Origin of the sequence: Saezia sanguinis (assembly GCF_003991585.1) — a bacterium.
Taxonomy (GTDB): domain Bacteria; phylum Pseudomonadota; class Gammaproteobacteria; order Burkholderiales; family Burkholderiaceae_C; genus Saezia; species Saezia sanguinis.
In genome coordinates this window covers 107,669-124,824 of the sequence record NZ_PQSP01000007.1, presented here as the reverse complement: position 1 = coordinate 124,824, position 17,156 = coordinate 107,669, and the positions used below count along the sequence as shown (strand labels likewise).

Annotated in this window: 20 protein-coding genes; 12 read left to right on the top strand and 8 right to left on the bottom strand. The window is 54.6% G+C overall.

All coding sequences use genetic code 11. From position 1 onward, the window contains the following. Positions 1 to 152: 152 nt before the first annotated feature. On the top strand, positions 153 to 1,277 hold the full coding sequence (locus tag CUZ56_RS11810) for a DNA alkylation repair protein (protein WP_126980604.1): 1,125 nt from the start codon (positions 153 to 155) through the stop codon (positions 1,275 to 1,277). Here CUZ56_RS11810 and CUZ56_RS11805 read toward each other — a convergent pair. Continuing rightward, positions 1,261 to 1,797 carry a TM2 domain-containing protein gene (locus CUZ56_RS11805; RefSeq protein ID WP_126980603.1) on the bottom strand — a complete coding sequence of 179 codons (537 nt, stop codon included), beginning with the start codon at positions 1,795 to 1,797 and terminating at the stop codon, positions 1,261 to 1,263. The genes CUZ56_RS11810 and CUZ56_RS11805 overlap by 17 nt on opposite strands. 18 nt (positions 1,798 to 1,815) lie before the next feature. Next, positions 1,816 to 2,310, bottom strand: coding sequence for a TM2 domain-containing protein (locus tag CUZ56_RS11800; RefSeq protein ID WP_126980602.1), 495 nt, complete (start codon positions 2,308 to 2,310; stop codon positions 1,816 to 1,818). Positions 2,311 to 2,627: 317 nt separating this feature from the next. Between CUZ56_RS11800 and CUZ56_RS11795 the strand changes: the two genes are divergently transcribed. Beyond that, the gene (locus CUZ56_RS11795) at positions 2,628 to 3,218 is read left to right on the top strand and encodes a helix-turn-helix domain-containing protein (RefSeq protein ID WP_162615337.1); all 591 of its coding nucleotides are present in this window, start codon (positions 2,628 to 2,630) and stop codon (positions 3,216 to 3,218) included. A 44-nt stretch (positions 3,219 to 3,262) separates the two neighbouring features. On the opposite strand, the gene CUZ56_RS11790 is transcribed toward CUZ56_RS11795, so the two are convergent. The 4 genes from CUZ56_RS11790 to tgt all read right to left on the bottom strand — a co-directional run bounded on the left by CUZ56_RS11790 (position 3,263) and on the right by tgt (position 7,001). Then, positions 3,263 to 3,646 (bottom strand): VOC family protein, encoded by a 384-nt coding sequence (locus tag CUZ56_RS11790; RefSeq protein WP_126980600.1) that lies wholly within the window; start codon positions 3,644 to 3,646, stop codon positions 3,263 to 3,265. A gap of 136 nt (positions 3,647 to 3,782) precedes the next feature. Further along, a complete protein-coding gene (locus CUZ56_RS11785; RefSeq protein WP_126980599.1) occupies positions 3,783 to 5,066 on the bottom strand; it encodes a hypothetical protein in 1,284 nt (427 codons plus the stop codon). Between the two features lie 215 nt (positions 5,067 to 5,281). After that, positions 5,282 to 5,839 (bottom strand): hypothetical protein, encoded by a 558-nt coding sequence (locus CUZ56_RS11780; protein ID WP_126980598.1) that lies wholly within the window; start codon positions 5,837 to 5,839, stop codon positions 5,282 to 5,284. A gap of 34 nt (positions 5,840 to 5,873) precedes the next feature. Further along, positions 5,874 to 7,001, bottom strand: coding sequence for a tRNA guanosine(34) transglycosylase Tgt (gene tgt / locus CUZ56_RS11775; RefSeq protein ID WP_126980623.1), 1,128 nt, complete (start codon positions 6,999 to 7,001; stop codon positions 5,874 to 5,876). A gap of 72 nt (positions 7,002 to 7,073) precedes the next feature. On the opposite strand from tgt, the gene CUZ56_RS11770 reads away from it, so the two are divergent. Next, positions 7,074 to 7,280, top strand: a complete 207-nt coding sequence (locus CUZ56_RS11770) for a hypothetical protein (protein WP_126980597.1) — start codon at positions 7,074 to 7,076, stop codon at positions 7,278 to 7,280. Positions 7,281 to 7,404: 124 nt separating this feature from the next. Continuing rightward, positions 7,405 to 7,851 (top strand): hypothetical protein, encoded by a 447-nt coding sequence (locus CUZ56_RS11765; protein ID WP_126980596.1) that lies wholly within the window; start codon positions 7,405 to 7,407, stop codon positions 7,849 to 7,851. 103 nt (positions 7,852 to 7,954) lie between these two features. On the opposite strand, the gene queA is transcribed toward CUZ56_RS11765, so the two are convergent. After that, on the bottom strand, positions 7,955 to 9,037 hold the full coding sequence (queA, locus tag CUZ56_RS11760; protein ID WP_126980595.1) for a tRNA preQ1(34) S-adenosylmethionine ribosyltransferase-isomerase QueA: 1,083 nt from the start codon (positions 9,035 to 9,037) through the stop codon (positions 7,955 to 7,957). A 116-nt stretch (positions 9,038 to 9,153) separates the two neighbouring features. On the opposite strand from queA, the gene recG reads away from it, so the two are divergent. The 6 genes from recG to CUZ56_RS11730 all read left to right on the top strand — a co-directional run bounded on the left by recG (position 9,154) and on the right by CUZ56_RS11730 (position 14,463). Next, the gene (gene recG / locus CUZ56_RS11755) at positions 9,154 to 11,376 is read left to right on the top strand and encodes an ATP-dependent DNA helicase RecG (protein ID WP_126980594.1); all 2,223 of its coding nucleotides are present in this window, start codon (positions 9,154 to 9,156) and stop codon (positions 11,374 to 11,376) included. A 36-nt stretch (positions 11,377 to 11,412) separates the two neighbouring features. Next, positions 11,413 to 11,841: a hypothetical protein gene (locus CUZ56_RS11750; RefSeq protein WP_126980593.1), complete on the top strand. Its 429-nt coding sequence runs from the start codon at positions 11,413 to 11,415 to the stop codon at positions 11,839 to 11,841. Positions 11,842 to 11,904: 63 nt separating this feature from the next. Beyond that, a complete protein-coding gene (locus CUZ56_RS11745) occupies positions 11,905 to 12,369 on the top strand; it encodes a hypothetical protein (protein WP_126980592.1) in 465 nt (154 codons plus the stop codon). Between the two features lie 103 nt (positions 12,370 to 12,472). Next, positions 12,473 to 12,883: a hypothetical protein gene (locus CUZ56_RS11740; protein WP_126980591.1), complete on the top strand. Its 411-nt coding sequence runs from the start codon at positions 12,473 to 12,475 to the stop codon at positions 12,881 to 12,883. 24 nt (positions 12,884 to 12,907) lie between these two features. Continuing rightward, complete coding sequence (locus CUZ56_RS11735) at positions 12,908 to 13,885, top strand: hydrogen peroxide-inducible genes activator (RefSeq protein WP_126980590.1); 978 nt, start codon at positions 12,908 to 12,910, stop codon at positions 13,883 to 13,885. Next, positions 13,885 to 14,463: a putative hemolysin gene (locus CUZ56_RS11730; RefSeq protein ID WP_126980589.1), complete on the top strand. Its 579-nt coding sequence runs from the start codon at positions 13,885 to 13,887 to the stop codon at positions 14,461 to 14,463. The genes CUZ56_RS11735 and CUZ56_RS11730 overlap by 1 nt, the downstream gene beginning before the upstream one ends. Before the next feature lie 49 nt (positions 14,464 to 14,512). Here CUZ56_RS11730 and CUZ56_RS11725 read toward each other — a convergent pair whose 3' ends face one another. Beyond that, complete coding sequence (locus CUZ56_RS11725; RefSeq protein ID WP_126980588.1) at positions 14,513 to 15,484, bottom strand: DMT family transporter; 972 nt, start codon at positions 15,482 to 15,484, stop codon at positions 14,513 to 14,515. Positions 15,485 to 15,701: 217 nt separating this feature from the next. Here CUZ56_RS11725 and CUZ56_RS11720 point away from each other — a divergent pair, with 217 nt between their 5' ends. Continuing rightward, complete coding sequence (locus CUZ56_RS11720) at positions 15,702 to 16,235, top strand: hypothetical protein (RefSeq protein ID WP_126980587.1); 534 nt, start codon at positions 15,702 to 15,704, stop codon at positions 16,233 to 16,235. Between the two features lie 306 nt (positions 16,236 to 16,541). Continuing rightward, positions 16,542 to 17,105, top strand: coding sequence for an alkyl hydroperoxide reductase subunit C (ahpC, locus tag CUZ56_RS11715; RefSeq protein ID WP_126980622.1), 564 nt, complete (start codon positions 16,542 to 16,544; stop codon positions 17,103 to 17,105). Positions 17,106 to 17,156: the final 51 nt, after the last annotated feature.

The following is a 17,156-nucleotide window of genomic DNA, read 5'->3' as shown; positions in this document are numbered from 1 at the left end:
ATTATGCAGTGCTTTGCGTGTGGCAGGGGTTTTAAAGCATGAATCACTTTCGGGTGGCCGCAGGAAGTTTGAAGAGCGATAGGCATTTTCAAATTTATAATGTGCCATGCGGGCGTTTATGCCTGAGGGTTGATGATGAAACTGGAGCATATATGGCAGCAGCAGAATCTGGCTTCAAGCAGTATTTCAATGGTGATGCGGCACGGGTGCTGGGGCTGAAAATCAAAAGGCTGGACAAGAAGTTTGATGTGGAAGGCTATGCCGCAGAGGTGGACCGGCGCATTCCAGGCAAAGAGCTCAAAGACCGGGTACAGGTTATGACCGAAGGGCTGCGTACCCGGCTGCCGCAGGATTATCCTGAAGCGGTTGGTATGCTGGTTGCTTCGCTGGATGAAGCGCTTGAGGTCGGGCAGGGCATGTTCAATGATGGCTGGTACCTGATGGCAGTGGCACGCTTTGTCGAAGAGTACGGCTTGCAGCATCCGAAAGAATCACTGGAGGCGTTGCGCGAAATTACCCAGCGGCACACGGCTGAATTTGCCATTCGCCCCTTCATTGAACAGCACCATAGCATGACAATGAAAACGGTGAGGCAATGGGCTAAACACAAAAGCGCACACGTGCGCCGGGCGGCCAGCGAGGGTACGCGCCCGCGTTTGCCGTGGGGGCGTGTGCTGGCGATGTTTGTGAAAGACCCGCAACCGGTACTGGCGGTGCTGGAAATGTTGCGCAGTGATCCGTCGGAATATGTGCGCAAGTCAGTCGCAAATAATCTCAATGACATATCGAAAGACCACCCGGATGTGGTGCTGGTAACCGCACGGCGCTGGCTACAGGAAAGCCCAACGCCAGAAACCGCCTGGATTGTGAAACATGCTTTACGCACGCTGATTAAAAAAGGCAACCAGGAAGCATTGCAGATCGTGGGGGCCAGCGGGGGCGAGCACATTGACGTGCGCAAACTGAAAATTTCCCCGGCTTCTGTGGCGATTGGCGGCAATGTGAAGATTGCGTTTGAAATACAGAACCAGGATCAGCAGGCGCACAAGCTGACAGTGGATTATGTGGTGCATCATGTGCGGCAGAGTGGTAAAAGCATTCCCAAAGTGTTCAAGCTGACGAAACTCTCGCTTGCCGCAGGCGAAAAACGGGTCGTTGAAAAGCTGCATTCGATGAAGGAGGTAACCACACGCCGGTATTATCCGGGCAGGCATGTGGTGGAAATTCAGGTGAATGGCCGTATTTTAGCCAAGGGCGCGTTTAAGCTGACGGCTTGACGTGTGCAGGCGGCGTCTGGGTTGAGTTATCTGCGGTGTGGCTGTCGCCCAGTTCCTGAAGCAGTTTTTCTTTCAGGGTTGCGTTATAGCGGCGAACGGTGGCAGGAATGAAAAATACATCTGCTATCCACCACAGCAGCAATACGCCAAAACAAATGCCGGTTGCTTTCAGCAGAAAAAGGGTCACAGGCGTGAATACCAGTTCACGCAGTGTCAGGTTACCGGATGCTATTTCGCCAAACAGGGCCAGCAGGCCTGCTAGAGGGCTACCATGTGTTTCATTCAGGCCCGTGGTTGCCAGCGCCGTTCGGGTCACACCGACGATGGCAGTCAGCAGAAGCACCGTGACTAGTATGGAAAGCAACAGCATGGCATGGGCGCTTTTGGTCTTGTCCAGATAGTAACGGTGTCCGCCGCAAAGCCCGGTCAACAGCCAGATGCCAAACGCCACGCCGGCTGATCTGCCTTGCGCTTTCAGCTTGCTTTCAAGCAGGTATTGCTGGCTGGAATTCAATGGCATGGTATGCAGAAACGGCTTTTACATGGGAAGCGTTTGTGTGCCATTGCCCATGTTTGCAGGGGCCGTGGGTGCTGCAGGTATCGCAGACGTGGCTGTCATTTCGGCAGACAGGCGCTGGCGCAATTCATCGTTCTTCCTGCGTACCATGCCGGGAATCAGAAATGCATCCACAATGAACCAGATTGCTATGGCGATGGCAGCGGCTGCACCAACAAACATCAGGCCGCCAAATAGATTGTCAAGTCCGCCGCACATACGGTCATAGCTTCTGGGGTAGCGCTCCATGCAGGCTGACAGTTTGAATAACTGGATCATAAATGGTATGACCAGAAAAATGGAATTGATCAGAGTCAGCGTCATCATGGCCAGAGCGCTTTTGATATGCCCCAGATAAAAGCGGTGCACGCCCCACCCCGCGAGAAAGAACCACAGCAGGTAGGCCAGCAGTGTGGACTTGCCGTAGTTGGTGACTTTTTGTTCAATCAGAATTTGCTGTTCAGTTGTCAGTGCCATAAGGTGTGGAATTTGAATAAAACCATAGAATAATCAACGCTGCTTAACACAGCCTGCAAGCGGACAGGCGCTGTGAGGCACAGGTGTTTGAGCGCCAGTTTACTGTACCCTGGCAGAGTAGAGCAATGACTTTGTGCAACGGCTTTGTGGTTTATCTGATAAATCCTGCTGGGCAGGTCAGTAGAACATGTTTGGCTGAAACAGCTTCATGTGCTGGGCCTGTGGGTTTACAATAAGGCATGGTGAATGTAGCTTTTACACCGTTACCTCCAGGTGTTTTGGATAAATGGCATTTTGCGCCGGCGCAATGTGGCCAGATGATGGTGTTGCCTGACGGTTGCCGCGATTTGATCATGCGCTTCTCCCCGCAGGGAGAGTCAAGCTGCATGGTTTCAAGCCTGGATGCGAGTTCCTATGCGGTGGCTTATAAGCCGGGAGATGTGTTTTCAGGCTATCGCTTTCGCCCTGGTGTGCGCATAGATAGCCGGGGTTTGCTGGATGCGCTCTCCGGGTTGAATGATTGTGCGCCTGCACGGGTACAAAATATTCTGGGTGATTTTGTGCTGCTGGATGCCACTTTAAGTGAGGCGCTGGCCGCGATTTCAAATACAGCCGGTATTGGCAAAGCTGGCCGGGCGCTGGGTGTTTCAGAGCGCACCTTGCAACGAGTGGTGATGCAGGGCACCGGGCAAACGCCATCATTTTGGAAAGGGCTGGTGCGCGCACGGCGCTGTGCCCGGGCTTTGCTGGTGCAGGAGCAGGCTTTAGCCGATATCGCTGCTGCACAGGGTTACGCTGACCAGGCGCACATGAACCGTGAGTTTCAACGCTGGTTCGGGCTGACGCCTGCAATGTTCAGGCAGCAGCCGGCGCTGATTCATGCGGTGATGCAGCCCGGGTACGACTGAATGCGATACGGCATTAACCATTGCCCAGGCTGGCTAACCACCGACTAATCGCCAACTGCGGTACAGATTTCAACCAGCACATGGTCCAGGTCGGCAACATAAGCAACCGTTTGCCCCCAGGGTGTTTGCTCAGGCTCGCTGATGAGTTCAGCGCCTGCCGCCACGGCTTTATTCACGGCGACCTGTACATCATCGGTAGTGAAGGCAATTTCAAAACAGGGTGATTTGGCATTGGCACGGGAAGTCTGCTTGCCAAGCTGAGCCATCAGCTTGTGCGATGAAAAGCACAACCGGGTGGCGCCGGTATCGAGTTCGCCCCAGTTGCCGTCTTCATGTATAAAGCGGGGTTTAAAGCCGAAAGCCTGTTCATAAAACGCCAGTGAGCGGCGTACATCGTCCACATACAGAATTGCATAGGTAAATTGCATGGTAGTCTCGTTGACAGTTGGTTGGTGATGCCAATATGTTAAACGGTGTGCGGGTGGAAGGTCTTGAATAAATCCGACATATGCCCCAAATAGGGTCCCAAATATGCCGGAAACATCGGGTATGCGCAGGGAGGCTTTAAAGACGTGGTGACTGGGTAAGATGCGCGTTGGTACGAACCAGCACACTCATACCTATTTTGATGCTGTAATCCAGCATCAGAAAAAATATGAACCATGCCAGCAGACATGTCACAGCCGCTGCAAATGCCAAACTTGCCGGCATATATGACAATGTCAGCTGAATCAGCAATATCAGCAAACAGCATACGGCAGGTGCACAGCCAACGGCAATGGCATAAATCCGCCAGCCTGTGGTGCTGAGGTGCTTGCATACCACAATTGCCAGAAAAATAGCTGTTGTTAACATGCCGATGATGAGTAACCCGAAGAACTCTTGGGCAAAATAAAGAAACTTAAAAGAAGTTATGAGTTTCAATACAACAAATGAAATTGCCAAACCGATCAAATACAGGATCACCAAAGAGGCAAGTACCGCACTGATGCTGTATCGCAAGGTCAGGCCGGACAGACGTTTGCGTTCGAGCGCTGTGGACGCAAAAGCGTATGCCAGAGGGATCAGCAGTGCGATAAACAGCAGAGTAATCAACTGCGCAACAATTTGAAGTACAGCTACAACCGTACCATATTCTTCAAATTCAAACATGGATTTGAGCATCGGAACCAGACTTTGAGCTATCAGTATTTCGCTGGGTTGTGTCTGGAGGAATGCCAAAACCAGCAGGGCGGCAAATAATCCCAGCATGGGTTGGTAGCCGATTTGTTCCGGCTTCGAAAAAGTGGTTTTCTGCGCAAAAAGTTGACCTATGGCGAGCATGCAAAGGAAGACGCATACCCATATTAGCAATAGTTTCAGGGGAGTCAGCAGAAACATGATGTACTGTGCTTCTGAAAGGCTGTAGCCAAAACTGACGGTATATTGGAGTAAAAACGCTGTAGCGTAACCGTAAAGAAAGATGGGGGCATTGATCAATGCGCCGGCCAGTGCAAAAGTAGCTATGGTTTGTCTGTTGACTGGCGGGTGTGCCTGCGGCCATCTGTAGATATAGGCCATGAACAGTGTCAGTATGAATAAGAGAGTTGGAATGGATGTATTTAAAACCAGAAACCCGGGCAGAGAGAGTACCTCCTGAATACGGCTTTGACTATGGATGACTGTACAAATAATCCAGCATACCAGCAGATGGCTCAGGGTTGCGCACAGTGACAGCAAAAAACTGTCTTTGATTTTGGGTTGGGCCAGCATCTGCCGAATGCCGATGGAAAACAGGGTGCTGTGTTGATTTTCTGATTCTGTGGTGGTGTTAAAGGCAGGGGCAGTGGAGTCAGAATTCGGGTTCATGGCGTTAAGTTATGAAGATTTTGAAGCACATTCTATCAGCACCGCATGGGCTGTTGATTAAATACAGGGTTTTGAAAGTAAAAGCGGTGTAAGCCAAACAGAGACTATTCGACAGTGGAGTAACGCAGTTACAGCCCGGCTATATGAACGCGCGCAAGTGGTTTAAAGCACAGGAGTGCCGTACCGGCGTCAAACCGGGCTGACTCTGATATTGCCTAATGCTTGCGTATGTGGCTCAGCCATGCTTTCAGGCGCACAAAAAACGATACCAGTAACTGGCGGGTTGCATGAAGATGCGCAGTCATCCATTGCCAGAAAGGTGTGCTGCGGACTTTGGCCATCATGTTGTTTTTCCAGGGTATCCACCACGCGTGAAAGCGTGCGAACCAGGGCAGTTGCAGCAACTGGGGTTCGGTGATGTTGTAAATGGATGCAACCAGTGCTGTGCCGATGATTTTGGCAATGACGATGATGGCAATACCCCAGGCAACGTGGCCGCGCGCCATTTGAATCAGCCCGATAATTTTGATGCTTTCGTCAACCATGATCGGAATGGCAAATGTGGCCAGCGCGCCATAAGGCGGCAGGGCTGCAATGCGGGCGCTGAGCCTTTGCCAGAAAGGCCAGCGCAGCAGCCAGGTCAGCAGTTTTTTCAGCGGTTCCCAGCCCCATTCCTCAAACAGCAGCAACAGCGCGATCAGTACCATGCTGATGGTGCGCAGCAATGACCGCAGCGGGCGCAGCAGGGTTTGAATGAATGGGTGGCGTTTCATCCCGTTGGCATTTACCTGAAATGTCGGGTGTTTTTTAAACGCCCTGCGCGCGCTCAGTTGCAAACTGTTGCTGGAACTGGCTGAACCGGCCTGCGTCAAGCGCGTCACGCACTTCCTGCATCAGGTTCAGGTAATAGTGCAGGTTGTGTATGCTGGTGAGCATGGGGCCGAGCATTTCACCGCAGCGGTCTAGATGGTGCAGGTAGGCGCGGCTGAAGTTGCGGCAGGTATAGCAGGTGCAGGTGGGGTCAACCGGGCTCTGGTCGGCGCGAAAGCGCGCATTGCGCAGGCGCAGGTCACCATAACGGGTGAACAGGTGACCGTTGCGCGCGTTGCGGGTGGGCATGACGCAGTCAAACATGTCCACACCGTTGGCAACGCCGGCGACCAGGTCTTCCGGCGTGCCTACGCCCATCAGGTAGCGGGGTTTATGGGCGGGCAGCAGGCGCGGCGTATGCGCCATGATGCGCAGCATGTCTTCTTTGGGCTCGCCCACGCTCACGCCCCCGACGGCATAGCCGGGGAAATTAAGTTCGGCAAGTGCAGCGGCGGATTCGGCGCGCAGGTTTTCAAACATGCCGCCCTGCACAATGCCGAAAAGGGCATTGGGGTTTTCAAGCCGGGCAAATTCGGCCTGTGAGCGCCCGGCCCAGCGCAGGCTCATTTCCATGGAGCGGCGTGCTTCGTCTTCGGTGGTGATGTGGCCCTTGGTTTCGTAGGGCGTGCATTCGTCCAGCTGCATCACAATGTCGGAATTGAGCGTGGTCTGAATCTGCATGCTGACTTCGGGCGAGAGGAACAGTTTGTCGCCGTTTACCGGTGAGGCAAAGTGCACGCCTTCTTCGGTGATTTTGCGCATTTCCCCGAGACTCCAGACCTGGAATCCGCCGCTGTCGGTGAGTATCGGGCGGTCCCAGTTTTCAAACTGGTGCAGGCCGCCAAACTGCTGCATGACATCCAGCCCCGGGCGCATCCACAGGTGAAAGGTGTTGCCCAGAATGATCTGTGCGTTCATGTCCAGCAGCGACTGGGGCAGCACGCCCTTGACGGTGCCGTAGGTGCCTACCGGCATGAAAATGGGGGTTTGCACAACGCCATGGTTTGACGTCATGCGGCCACGGCGGGCCTGACCTTCGGTTTTAAGCAGTTCAAATTGCAGCATGTGTGTTTTGATCAAAAAGTGTGTCATGCGAATTATCGCTTTATTTTGACGAATGGCTATACTGTAGGGGTGATGAATAAAACGCAGAAAGTCCTGATCGGTTTGAGCGCATTGCTGACACTGCTGGTGTCTGTCACCATATACATGGTGCCACCCGTGTATGGGAGGGTATTTGCCGAAATGGGGGCGAATAATTTACCCGCGCTGACGGCGCTGGTCATCCACTGGAACTGGCTTTGGATGTTATTGCCGGTTGTGCTGTTGCTGCTGACAGCATGAGCTATTTGCGCGCGTGCAGACCTGGAGCATCTGTATTGATTTTTATATCAATCGCTAATCTGCTTCTGATGGTGGTCATGATTTATGCGCTTTACTTCCCGATTTTTTCTATACCTGTCATTGTATGAGTAAGGTTCAAAAGAGTTTCCTTCTGCTGGCGGTAGCCGTGGCGTTCAGTGCCACATGGTTTTTCTGCCACGTGTCGTTGAGCCTGGCGGTGCAATACCCGCAGATGGCGGTTTTGTTAATGCCTGCTTTGACTCAAGCTGTATTGAAGACTGTCTGGCTGTGGATGTGGCTGCCGGTGGTTATTTTTCTAGGGGCTTATGTCGTCTGCCGCAACCGGAAAACTGCGGGTGTGATTGTGTTTGCTGTGACAGCGGTCTGTTGCATGGGTCTGTTTCTTGTTTGGGTGGCGGTTGTTTACATGCCGTGCTTTTATTTGTGCAACTGCTTTTGGGATGATTTTGGCAGGGCATTGGTTTCGGTGTTGCAAGGCAACTGGCAGGCGGAAAATGTGTGTGCAGCAATTGCAGACGGGTATGCAGATATGCCTGGCGGTGGTGAGTGAAGCTCAATGGCTTTGGCTTACAAAGCGCTAGGATTGCCCTGAACGTTTTGCTGGCTGCAACATTGCGGCAGGGCTTTCTGTATTGGAAAATAACGGGCCGGTCTCAGCGGTTGCGGCTCAGCAGCATGGCGTCTCCATAACTGAAAAAGCGGTAGCGCTCGCGGATGGCGTGGGCGTAGAGGGAGCGGATATGTTCATAGCCGGCAAAGGCGCTCACCAGCATCATCAGTGTGCTTTTGGGCAGGTGAAAGTTGGTGATGAGCATGTCGACCACCTTGAACTGAAAACCGGGGGTGATGAATATGTTGGTGTCGCCATGCATCTGGCCGGTTTTGGCCCATGATTCGAGCGCACGTACCGATGTGGTACCTACAGCCAGCACACGCCCGCCGCGTGTGTGGCAGGCGTCAATCGCGGCCTGGGTGGCTGCGGGCACCTCATAGCGTTCAAAGTGCATCTGGTGCTCGGCAATGTTCTCGACCTTGACCGGAGCGAATGTGCCCGCGCCCACATGCAGGGTCACATGCGCCAGTTGCACGCCTTTGGCCTGCAATGCGCTCAGCAGGGCTTCGTCAAAATGCAGTGCCGCGGTGGGGGCGGCTACAGCGCCGGGTTCGCGGGCGAATACGGTCTGGTAGCGCTGCTGGTCTTGTTCGGTGTCGTTGTGTTCAATATAGGGCGGCAGTGGCACATGGCCGTGTTGCTCCATCAGCGCGTAGGGGGCGTCGCTGAGTTCCAGCCGGAACAGCGGGCCATTTTCTTCGGGCCAGCGGCCCAGCAGTGTGGCGGTAAAGCCGCCGTGCATGTGCAGCACAGTGCCAATGGCAGGTTTTTTGCTGACTTTCATGTGGGCGGCCACAATACGGCTGTCGGCCTGCGCGGGGGAAGCATCGGGCAACACGCGTTCGATCAGCAGTTCCAGTTTGCCGCCGGTGGGTTTTTCGCCATACAGCCGGGCTTTGATGACTTTGGTGTCGTTAAATACCAGCAGGTCGCCAGGGGCCAGCAGTTGCGGCAGGTCGCGAAATATCCGGTCTACGGGCTGTGTTGCTGTGCCGTCCAGCAAGCGGGAGGCGCTGCGCTCTGTAGCCGGATGCTGTGCAATCAGTTCCGGTGGCAGGTCAAAGTCGAAATCGGACAGGGTAAATTCACGGGAAGTGTCAGGAGAAAAAGCTGTTGTATTCATACCGTTGAGGGCCGGACGGGCCCGTACCAAGGAAAGCAGATGTTAATATAGAGCTTTTGCCGCCTGGTTTGAAGCAGGGCAGCAGAGATCATGTGTTGAGAAAGCTGAATTGTCCCATGTCTGAGCGAAAAATGCCGGCCTCTGAGAAAAAACAGAAAACACCCGTTGCAAAGGTGGCTGACCGCGCACGGGTAAAAGCGGGGCGGCGTACTGCAACAGCGCAGGCGGAACAGACGGCAACGGACATGGCTGAAGGAAACCCCCAGGAGGTTTCCAAAGAGGCTGTCCCCAAACCCAGCCCGGTCCAGCAGGGGTTGAAAAAACTGGGACTGGTGCGCGATATTGATCTGGCGCTGCACCTGCCATTGCGTTACGAGGATGAAACCCGTATTACCCGTTTGCGTGATGCGCGGCACGGCATGGTGGTGCAGGTGGAAGGTGAAATCACGCAGCAGGAGATTGTGCGCCGGCACAAGCGGCAGTTGCTGGTGACGCTCAATGACGGCAGCGATACACTGCGCATGCGTTTTTTTTCGTTTTATCCGTCGCACCTGAAAGCGCTGGCCGTGGGGCAACGCGTGCGGGTGCGCGGTGAGATTAAAAGCGGTGGCATCTGGGGCGGCTGGGAGATGATGCACCCGGCGTTCAAGGCAGCCTCAGGCGAGTTGCCGCAGAGCCTTACACCGGTATACCCGACAGTGGCCGGGTTGCCGCAGGCGTATCTGCGCAAGGCGGTTCTGGGCGGATTGTCGCGGGCTGATCTGCATGAAACGATTGCGCCGGAACTGCTGGGGCTGTTTCCGCAACTGCATGGCGTGATGCCGCTGAAAATGGCATTGCATCTGTTGCACCTGCCGGGCCCTGATGTGCCGCTGGCTGCGCTGGAGGACCATACGCACCCGGCCTGGCGGCGGCTGAAGTTTGAAGAGCTGCTGGCACAGCAACTGGCGCAACTGCAGGCGCGTATGGCCCGCAGCCGTTTACGGGCGCCGGAACTGCGGCCGCACCATCAGGGCAACCTGCCGCCACTGCATGAGCAGTTTTTGGCGGTGCTGCCGTTTGAACTGACGGCGGCACAGCGCCGTGTGGCCGAAGAAGTGGTGCGTGATATGGGCAACACGGTACCAATGCACCGCCTGCTGCAGGGCGATGTCGGTTCCGGTAAAACGGTGGTGGCGGCCATTGCCGCAGCAGTGGCCATCGGGGCCGGCTGGCAGTGCGCACTGATGGTGCCTACGGAAATTCTGGCGCAGCAGCATTTTCGCAAACTGGTGGACTGGCTGATGCCGCGCGGTGTCACCGTGGCATGGCTGACCGGTGCGCAGAAAAAGGCCGAGCGCACGCAGATGCTGGAAGCTATTGCCAGCGGAGAAGCCGGGCTGATTGTGGGCACGCATGCGGTGATTCAGGAGCAGGTGAAGTTCCATCGGCTGGGGCTGGTGATCATTGATGAGCAGCACCGCTTCGGGGTGGCGCAGCGGCTGGCGCTGCGGGACAAGTTGCAGGAGCAGGAACTGGAGCCGCATTTTCTGATGATGAGTGCCACGCCGATTCCGCGCACGCTGGCGATGAGTTATTACGCAGATCTGGATGTGTCGACCATTGATGAACTGCCGCCGGGGCGCACGCCGATACAAACGCGCCTGTTCAGCGAACAGCGCAAGGATGAGGTGGCCGCGCGCATTGGCGAGCTGGTGGCGCAGGGGCGGCAGGTGTACTGGGTGTGCCCGCTGATTGAGGAGAGCGAGGCGCTGGATCTTTCCAACGCGACGGCCACTTATGAGTACCTGAAGGAAAAGCTGCCGCAGGTGCAGATCGGGTTGTTGCACAGCCGCATGCCCGGCACGCAGAAAAAAGAGATCATGGCGCAGTTTGTTGCGGGCAGCATGTCGGTGCTGGTATCAACCACGGTAATTGAAGTGGGGGTGGATGTGCCCAATGCCTCGCTGATGGTGATTGAGCATGCCGAGCGTTTTGGTCTGTCGCAGTTGCACCAGTTGCGCGGGCGGGTCGGGCGCGGCACGGTGGCATCCACCTGCGTTCTGTTGTTTGGCGACCAGTTGGGGCAGGCAGGTCGTGAGCGCCTGAAAGCGATGGTGCAGACCAATGACGGGTTTGAGATTGCGCGGCGCGATCTGGAGATTCGCGGCCCCGGTGAGTTTCTGGGGGCGCGGCAGTCGGGGGACGCACTGCTGCGTTTTGCTGACCTGTCGGAGGATACTGGCCTGCTGGAGGCCGCGCGTAAAATGGCGCCGATTCTTCTGCGTGAATATCCGGTAGCGGCCAAACAGCATATTGAGCGCTGGATGGGGACCAAAGCGGAATTTTTAAAGGCCTGATTTTTGTATGGGAGTGACGGAGTGATGATAGGAATCATGATGAGAAAGTCTTTGGCAGTCATAGCGTTGTGCATCCTGGCAGGAGGGGCAACAGTTCATGCAGAGACAGGTTTTCTAGGGGAATGGATAGATACCAAGCCTCAGGGGGAAGTTGTAGGAGGTTTGTTCGAGGGGCAGTGCCCCCGACAAAAGTTGAGTATTCAACCGCATGGGGCAGATTTCCGCGTTTATCTTGATAACGCAGCGCTTTATACAGGGTTAAAGCTTGCCGGGTGTGCACGAATTGAGCTTGATTGCAGCTATATGGGCAGCAGCAGCCAGTTGCAATGTGAATTATCAAATCCGGAGATGGGGCCGCTCGGATTTGCACCTGTATTGTCAATAAATTCAACAACAGGATGCCTGGTTTTGGAAAACGCTCAGGGGGAATGGGACCGGGAGTTTGTCAGAATCAACAATGAGTAAATACCTGCTTAGTGGAAATATCAGAATGTATCATGCGGTTAAACCTGCTGCGGGAGTTTTTATATGAAAAGATGGGCTGGGATTTGGCTGATAATTGCCTGTATGCTGTTGGCAGGATGTGCATCGTCGGTAAAAGAACATGATCTGGTCGGCAAATGGTTTATTTTTTGCGTTGTGGATGAAGCCGGTGTTTGCAGCCGCGAGCCGGTTTTGTCGTTATTGGAAGGCGAGGGGCTGACGGCTTATATCAGCCCCGGTGAGGATGAGCGGTATCCGCTTCATATCCGGTTGCTGTCGGTGTCAAAACACCCCGAAACCGGCCATGGCTGCGGTATGGTGCTTGAGCTGAAGTCGCGCAGTGAGAATAACCGGTTGATCAGTGAGTGGACTGGAATTGATGGGGGAAGCACAGAGACGCCGCCTGAATTGTGGCTGGATCAGCATACCGGGCGCTTGGTTGTGGAACTGCCTGAAATCGGCGAGCGTATGGAACTGGTGCGGGTGGGGGATGTTCCCGCAGGAGAATGAGCATACGGAGAGCTACCGGTATGCAAGGCCTGGACCGTGCAGGCGGGCGGTTTTTATAAAATAAGGGGGGCGCTCAGGCGCATTTAACCCGCAAGGAGTTGGCATGAGGAAACTGTTTGGCACGATTTTGGTGATGCTGTTTTTGATGACAGGCTGTTCTGTCGTCAAACCCGGTTATGAGTTTGTGGGCGACTGGTCTGCGGTTCGGGATGACAATGTGGCCAGCTCGGAGCAGGTCAGTGATGGGACGATGGTACGGATCCGGCGCCAGGGAGATGATTTTCTGGTGGTATTGAAGGTGCAGGTAGCCGGCGCACAGGCCGGGCAGCCGTTCGGCAATGAATTTGAATTGGTTGCAAAATATGCGGATGGGAAACTGGTTTGCGAATGGAGCGGCGCGAATGGCGGGTCTCAGGCCCCGGCACCGGTGCTGTGGCTAGATGCCAAAACAGGTCACCTGATGCTGGAAGACCCGGATACCAAAGGCGTACTGGAACTGGTCAGGATTGATTAACGGGTTGTACAAGGATAAATCATCATGACACTGACAGAACTGCGTTATATCGTGGCGGTGGCGCGTGAAAAGCATTTTGGCAAAGCGGCGGCGGCATGTTTTGTGTCGCAACCGACTTTGAGCGTTGGCATTAAAAAGCTGGAAGACGAACTGGGCGTGCAGATTTTTGAGCGTGGCGTGGGCGATGTGGCCATAACGCCGCTGGGGCAGGAGATTGTGCGCCAGGCCCGGCTGGTGCTGGAAGACGCCATGATGATCAAGGACATTGCACGGCGCGGGCAGGACCCGCTGGCAGGCCCATTGCGGTTGGGGGTGATTTATACCATCGGCCCTTATCTGCTGCCGCAACTGGTGCGCGAAAGTGTGCGGCTGACGCCGCAGATGCCACTGCTGCTGCAGGAAAATTTCACGGTGAACCTGCTGGAAATGCTGCGCAGCAGCGAGATTGACTGTGCCATTATGGCCGATCCTTTTCCGGATACCGGGCTGGAGGTGGAACCGCTTTATGACGAGCCGTTTCTGGTGGCCGTGCCTAAGAGCCATCCGTTTGCCAAACGCAAAAGCGTTCATGAAGATGATTTGAAGAATGAAACAATGTTGCTGCTGGGTGCCGGGCATTGTTTCCGCGACCAGGTGCTGGATATCTGCCCCGAGTTTGGCCGTATTTCAGCCGATGCCACCGAGGGCATGCAGCGCAGTTTTGAAGGTTCGTCACTGGAAACGCTGCGGCAGATGGCTGCTTCGGGCATGGGGATTACGATTGTGCCTCGCCTGGCTATCAGCGATGAAGCGCTGAAGGGGCAGGGCGTTGAGAGCGACCTGGTGCGCTATGTGCCGTTTGACAAACCGGTGCCTACACGGCGTGTGGTGCTGGCGTGGCGCAAGTCATTTCCGCGTTCGCAGGCGATAGCGGCGCTGATCAATGCACTGCATGCCTGCGATCTGCATGGCGTGTGTCCTGTCAAAAGTGCCAAAGTGGCAAAAGCAATAGAAAGCGTTTGATGGGTGGTATGAAGGCGTTCATGGGCAAAGGTGTTGCCGCGTTGCTGATGTGCCTGCTCTGGGGCGGGGCGGCCTGGGCGCTGCCTAATCCGTCTGCGGTTTTTTGTGCTGACCAGGGCTGGCGTGCCGCATATGCCTTGCATGGCAGCGAAGGCTATTGTCTGCTGCCTGACGGACGTTATTTTGAGCAGTGGGATTTTTTTCGCGGCAAGGAAAACGGGCGTTATCAGGAGGTTGTTCAAAGCAATGCTGGGAAGCGGACGTTGGATGCACTGGTGCAGATGGCCGATGAGCGTCATCAACTGTATCAAAGTGAGATTGCATCTGGCCATGAACAGGATAGCGGGGATGACTTTCTTGATTTCTGCGAGGATCATGGCTGGTTGACAGCGGGGATGCAGGACCGGCTGGTATTACAGCATTTTTGCCTGTTGCCCAACGGGCGGTATGTTGATGCAGGAAATTTGTGGCTGGGGCGTGAGTCTCTCTATAAAGAGGTTGTGGAGCAGTGCCAAGGGCACCGCACCGATATGTATCTGCAACAGCAGGATGCCATCACACGCCAGTGGGGCGAGTAGTTCTTGGCATATGATTGAATCATCCCGGCATGTCAGTGCTCCGGGGAATTTATTTCAGCGGTTTTTCCAGTTTTTCATGGTCGGGGTGGTTTGCCTGCAGAATAGCTGGGCCGCGTTTGGGCCAGGTCGCCAGCACCACACCGCATAAGGCCAGCGTAAAAGCCAGTGCATGTATCCCGGTAAACTGTTCTCCCAGTGCAATACCCACCAGCGTGGCGCTGATGGGCAGCATGGTGGTGAAGATGCCGGCAGAGGATGCAGGGATGGTTTTCAGCCCGGTCATCCACAGCCATACGGTGACCATGCTGGCACACAGGGCGTAAAACAGCAGCAGGCCCCATTGCTGCCAGCCTACCGTGGAAAAATCAAACCGAAGCAGCAGGTAGGTGCCTATGGGCATGGCAAAAATCCAACCCCACAGGTTCAGGTAGGCGCTGATGCGTTTGGCTGAAACGCGCCCGGAAAGCTGTTTACCGATAACGACGTAACAGGCTTCGCAGAAAACAGCTGCCAGCAGCAGCGCATGCCCAAGCAGGGTCTGCCCTGCTGTGCCGGTTTGTGCCGCATCGGTTACCGATGCGGGCTGTGCGACAAGGTTCGCAATGGCCAGCAGTGCAATGCCGAGTACCGCGCAGGCAATGGCCGCCAGCGTACGGCGGGCAATGCGTTCGCCCAAAAGAATGCGTGAAAGCAGTGCCACCGCGGCCGGAATGCCGGCCATGACAATGCCGGCTGACAGTGCCGAGGTGAGTTTGACGCCGGTGAGCATGCACAAGGTGAACAGAAAATTGCCGATGAGCGCGCCGCTGGCCAGCAACAGTATCTGGCGCAAGCCCATTGGTGCTTCGTCGGGGGCGCGTTTGAGCCAGCCGACCATGACGACCGCCGCGATGGCATAGCGCAGCCATGCCAGTAATATGACGGGGAAAATGGCCAGCAATGGTTTGGACAAGCCCACGTAGATGCCGACCAGGGCCATGCTGGTTGCCAGACACAGGTAGGACAAAAACGTTGCAGGCATGGTGGAGGATGTTCTTCTGGACAGAGAGTTTTGAATGCTGAAACAGCGAGTGTATGCGATTGCCGGTGCTGCAGAAAACTGCTCGGGCGTCCGCAGGGTTGGGGCTTATGGTTTTCGCTTGTTTGCAAACTGTGAAAAAACGGGTAAGCTTAGAAAGTCGGTACAGTAAAAAACGGAAAAACCGGCTCTTTTCAATATCTTGAAGAGGAGACAAGCAATGAGTCCATCGTGGTATGTAGTGAAGTACAACTGGGAGGAGACCGACCAGTTTTGTAGAGAACACCTGAATTGTGAGCATATTGGGTTAGGAGGCGATATCTGGCCGCAGGAGTTTGGGGTGATCCGGCCGGCTTGTTATCTGGAGCTGAAAAAAGTCGGTGAAAGCCTGCGTTTTTATGAGCTGGATGACGGACAGTACATTCAGGTGTGCCCGGACCTGCAGGCCGCCCAGGCATTGTGGGAGGGGTTGCGGCGGCAGCAGCCTGCCAATGATCCTTTGCTGCTTGAACTCAGCACCGAGGAGCTGGGCCAGCACCAGGGCTACGATTTTGGCTCGCCGGAAGGCGGGTACTCGCTGATTGAATCGGAAATTACCGCCTATCCGCAGCGCACGTGGGCATTGTCCTACCTGAATTCGCATGGGTTATTTGCCGATGTGGAGGCCATTCGCGCATTTATCGAGCGGCTGAAAGAGGAAGGCGTGGAGGATCTCGACAACTACAAGCCGATTTCCATCCGCAGGGTGCTTTGATTCTGACGGTTGGCGGGCCTGTTGGCAGGACGGTGATGACGGCTTTTCAGAAAGAAGGGCCGTTTTTCATTCAGGGCCATGTTTCCTGATTGGGGATACCACTGCGCAGAGCAATACTTCTGATTCTCAGGCATGATAGGCAGGTCGCACCGCTATGGCTGTATTTGTAGGGGTGTACGGACAGAGGCATCGGGATGATTGATAAATTTTATCAATCGACATCATCTTATCAATCAATTGGATTTATTGGTTGAGAGGCCGTATCATTACAACATCGACAACACAAAACCAACAGGAGTAACTGTAATGTCCTTGATTAATACTGAAATTAAACCTTTTAAAACAACTGCTTTCCACAATGGCAAGTTTGAGCCTGTTTCCAGTGAAGACCTGAAGGGCCATTGGTCCGTGGTGGTGTTCTATCCTGCTGACTTTACATTTGTTTGTCCAACAGAATTAGAAGATCTGGCCGAACATTATGACGAGTTCAAGAAACTGGGCGTTGAAATTTATTCCGTGTCACAAGATACCCATTTCAGCCACAAGGCATGGCACGATACCTCTGAAGCTATCGGCAAAGTGAAATACTACATGCTGGGCGACCCGACCGGCACCATCATCCGCAATTTTGACGTGATGATTGAAGAAGAAGGTCTGGCACTGCGCGGCACCTTCCTGATCAACCCTGAAGGCCAGATCAAACTGTGCGAAATTCACGATAATGGCATTGGTCGTGATGCAACAGAACTCTTGCGTAAAGTGAAAGCAGCACAATATGTGGCTAATCACCCTGGCGAAGTTTGCCCGGCTAAATGGCAAGAAGGCGAAAAGACTCTGAAACCTTCTTTGGACCTGGTTGGTAAAATCTAAAAACAAGAACAGTTCCCTCCCTTGGGCAAAATGGGCCCGGGCAGACTGTGC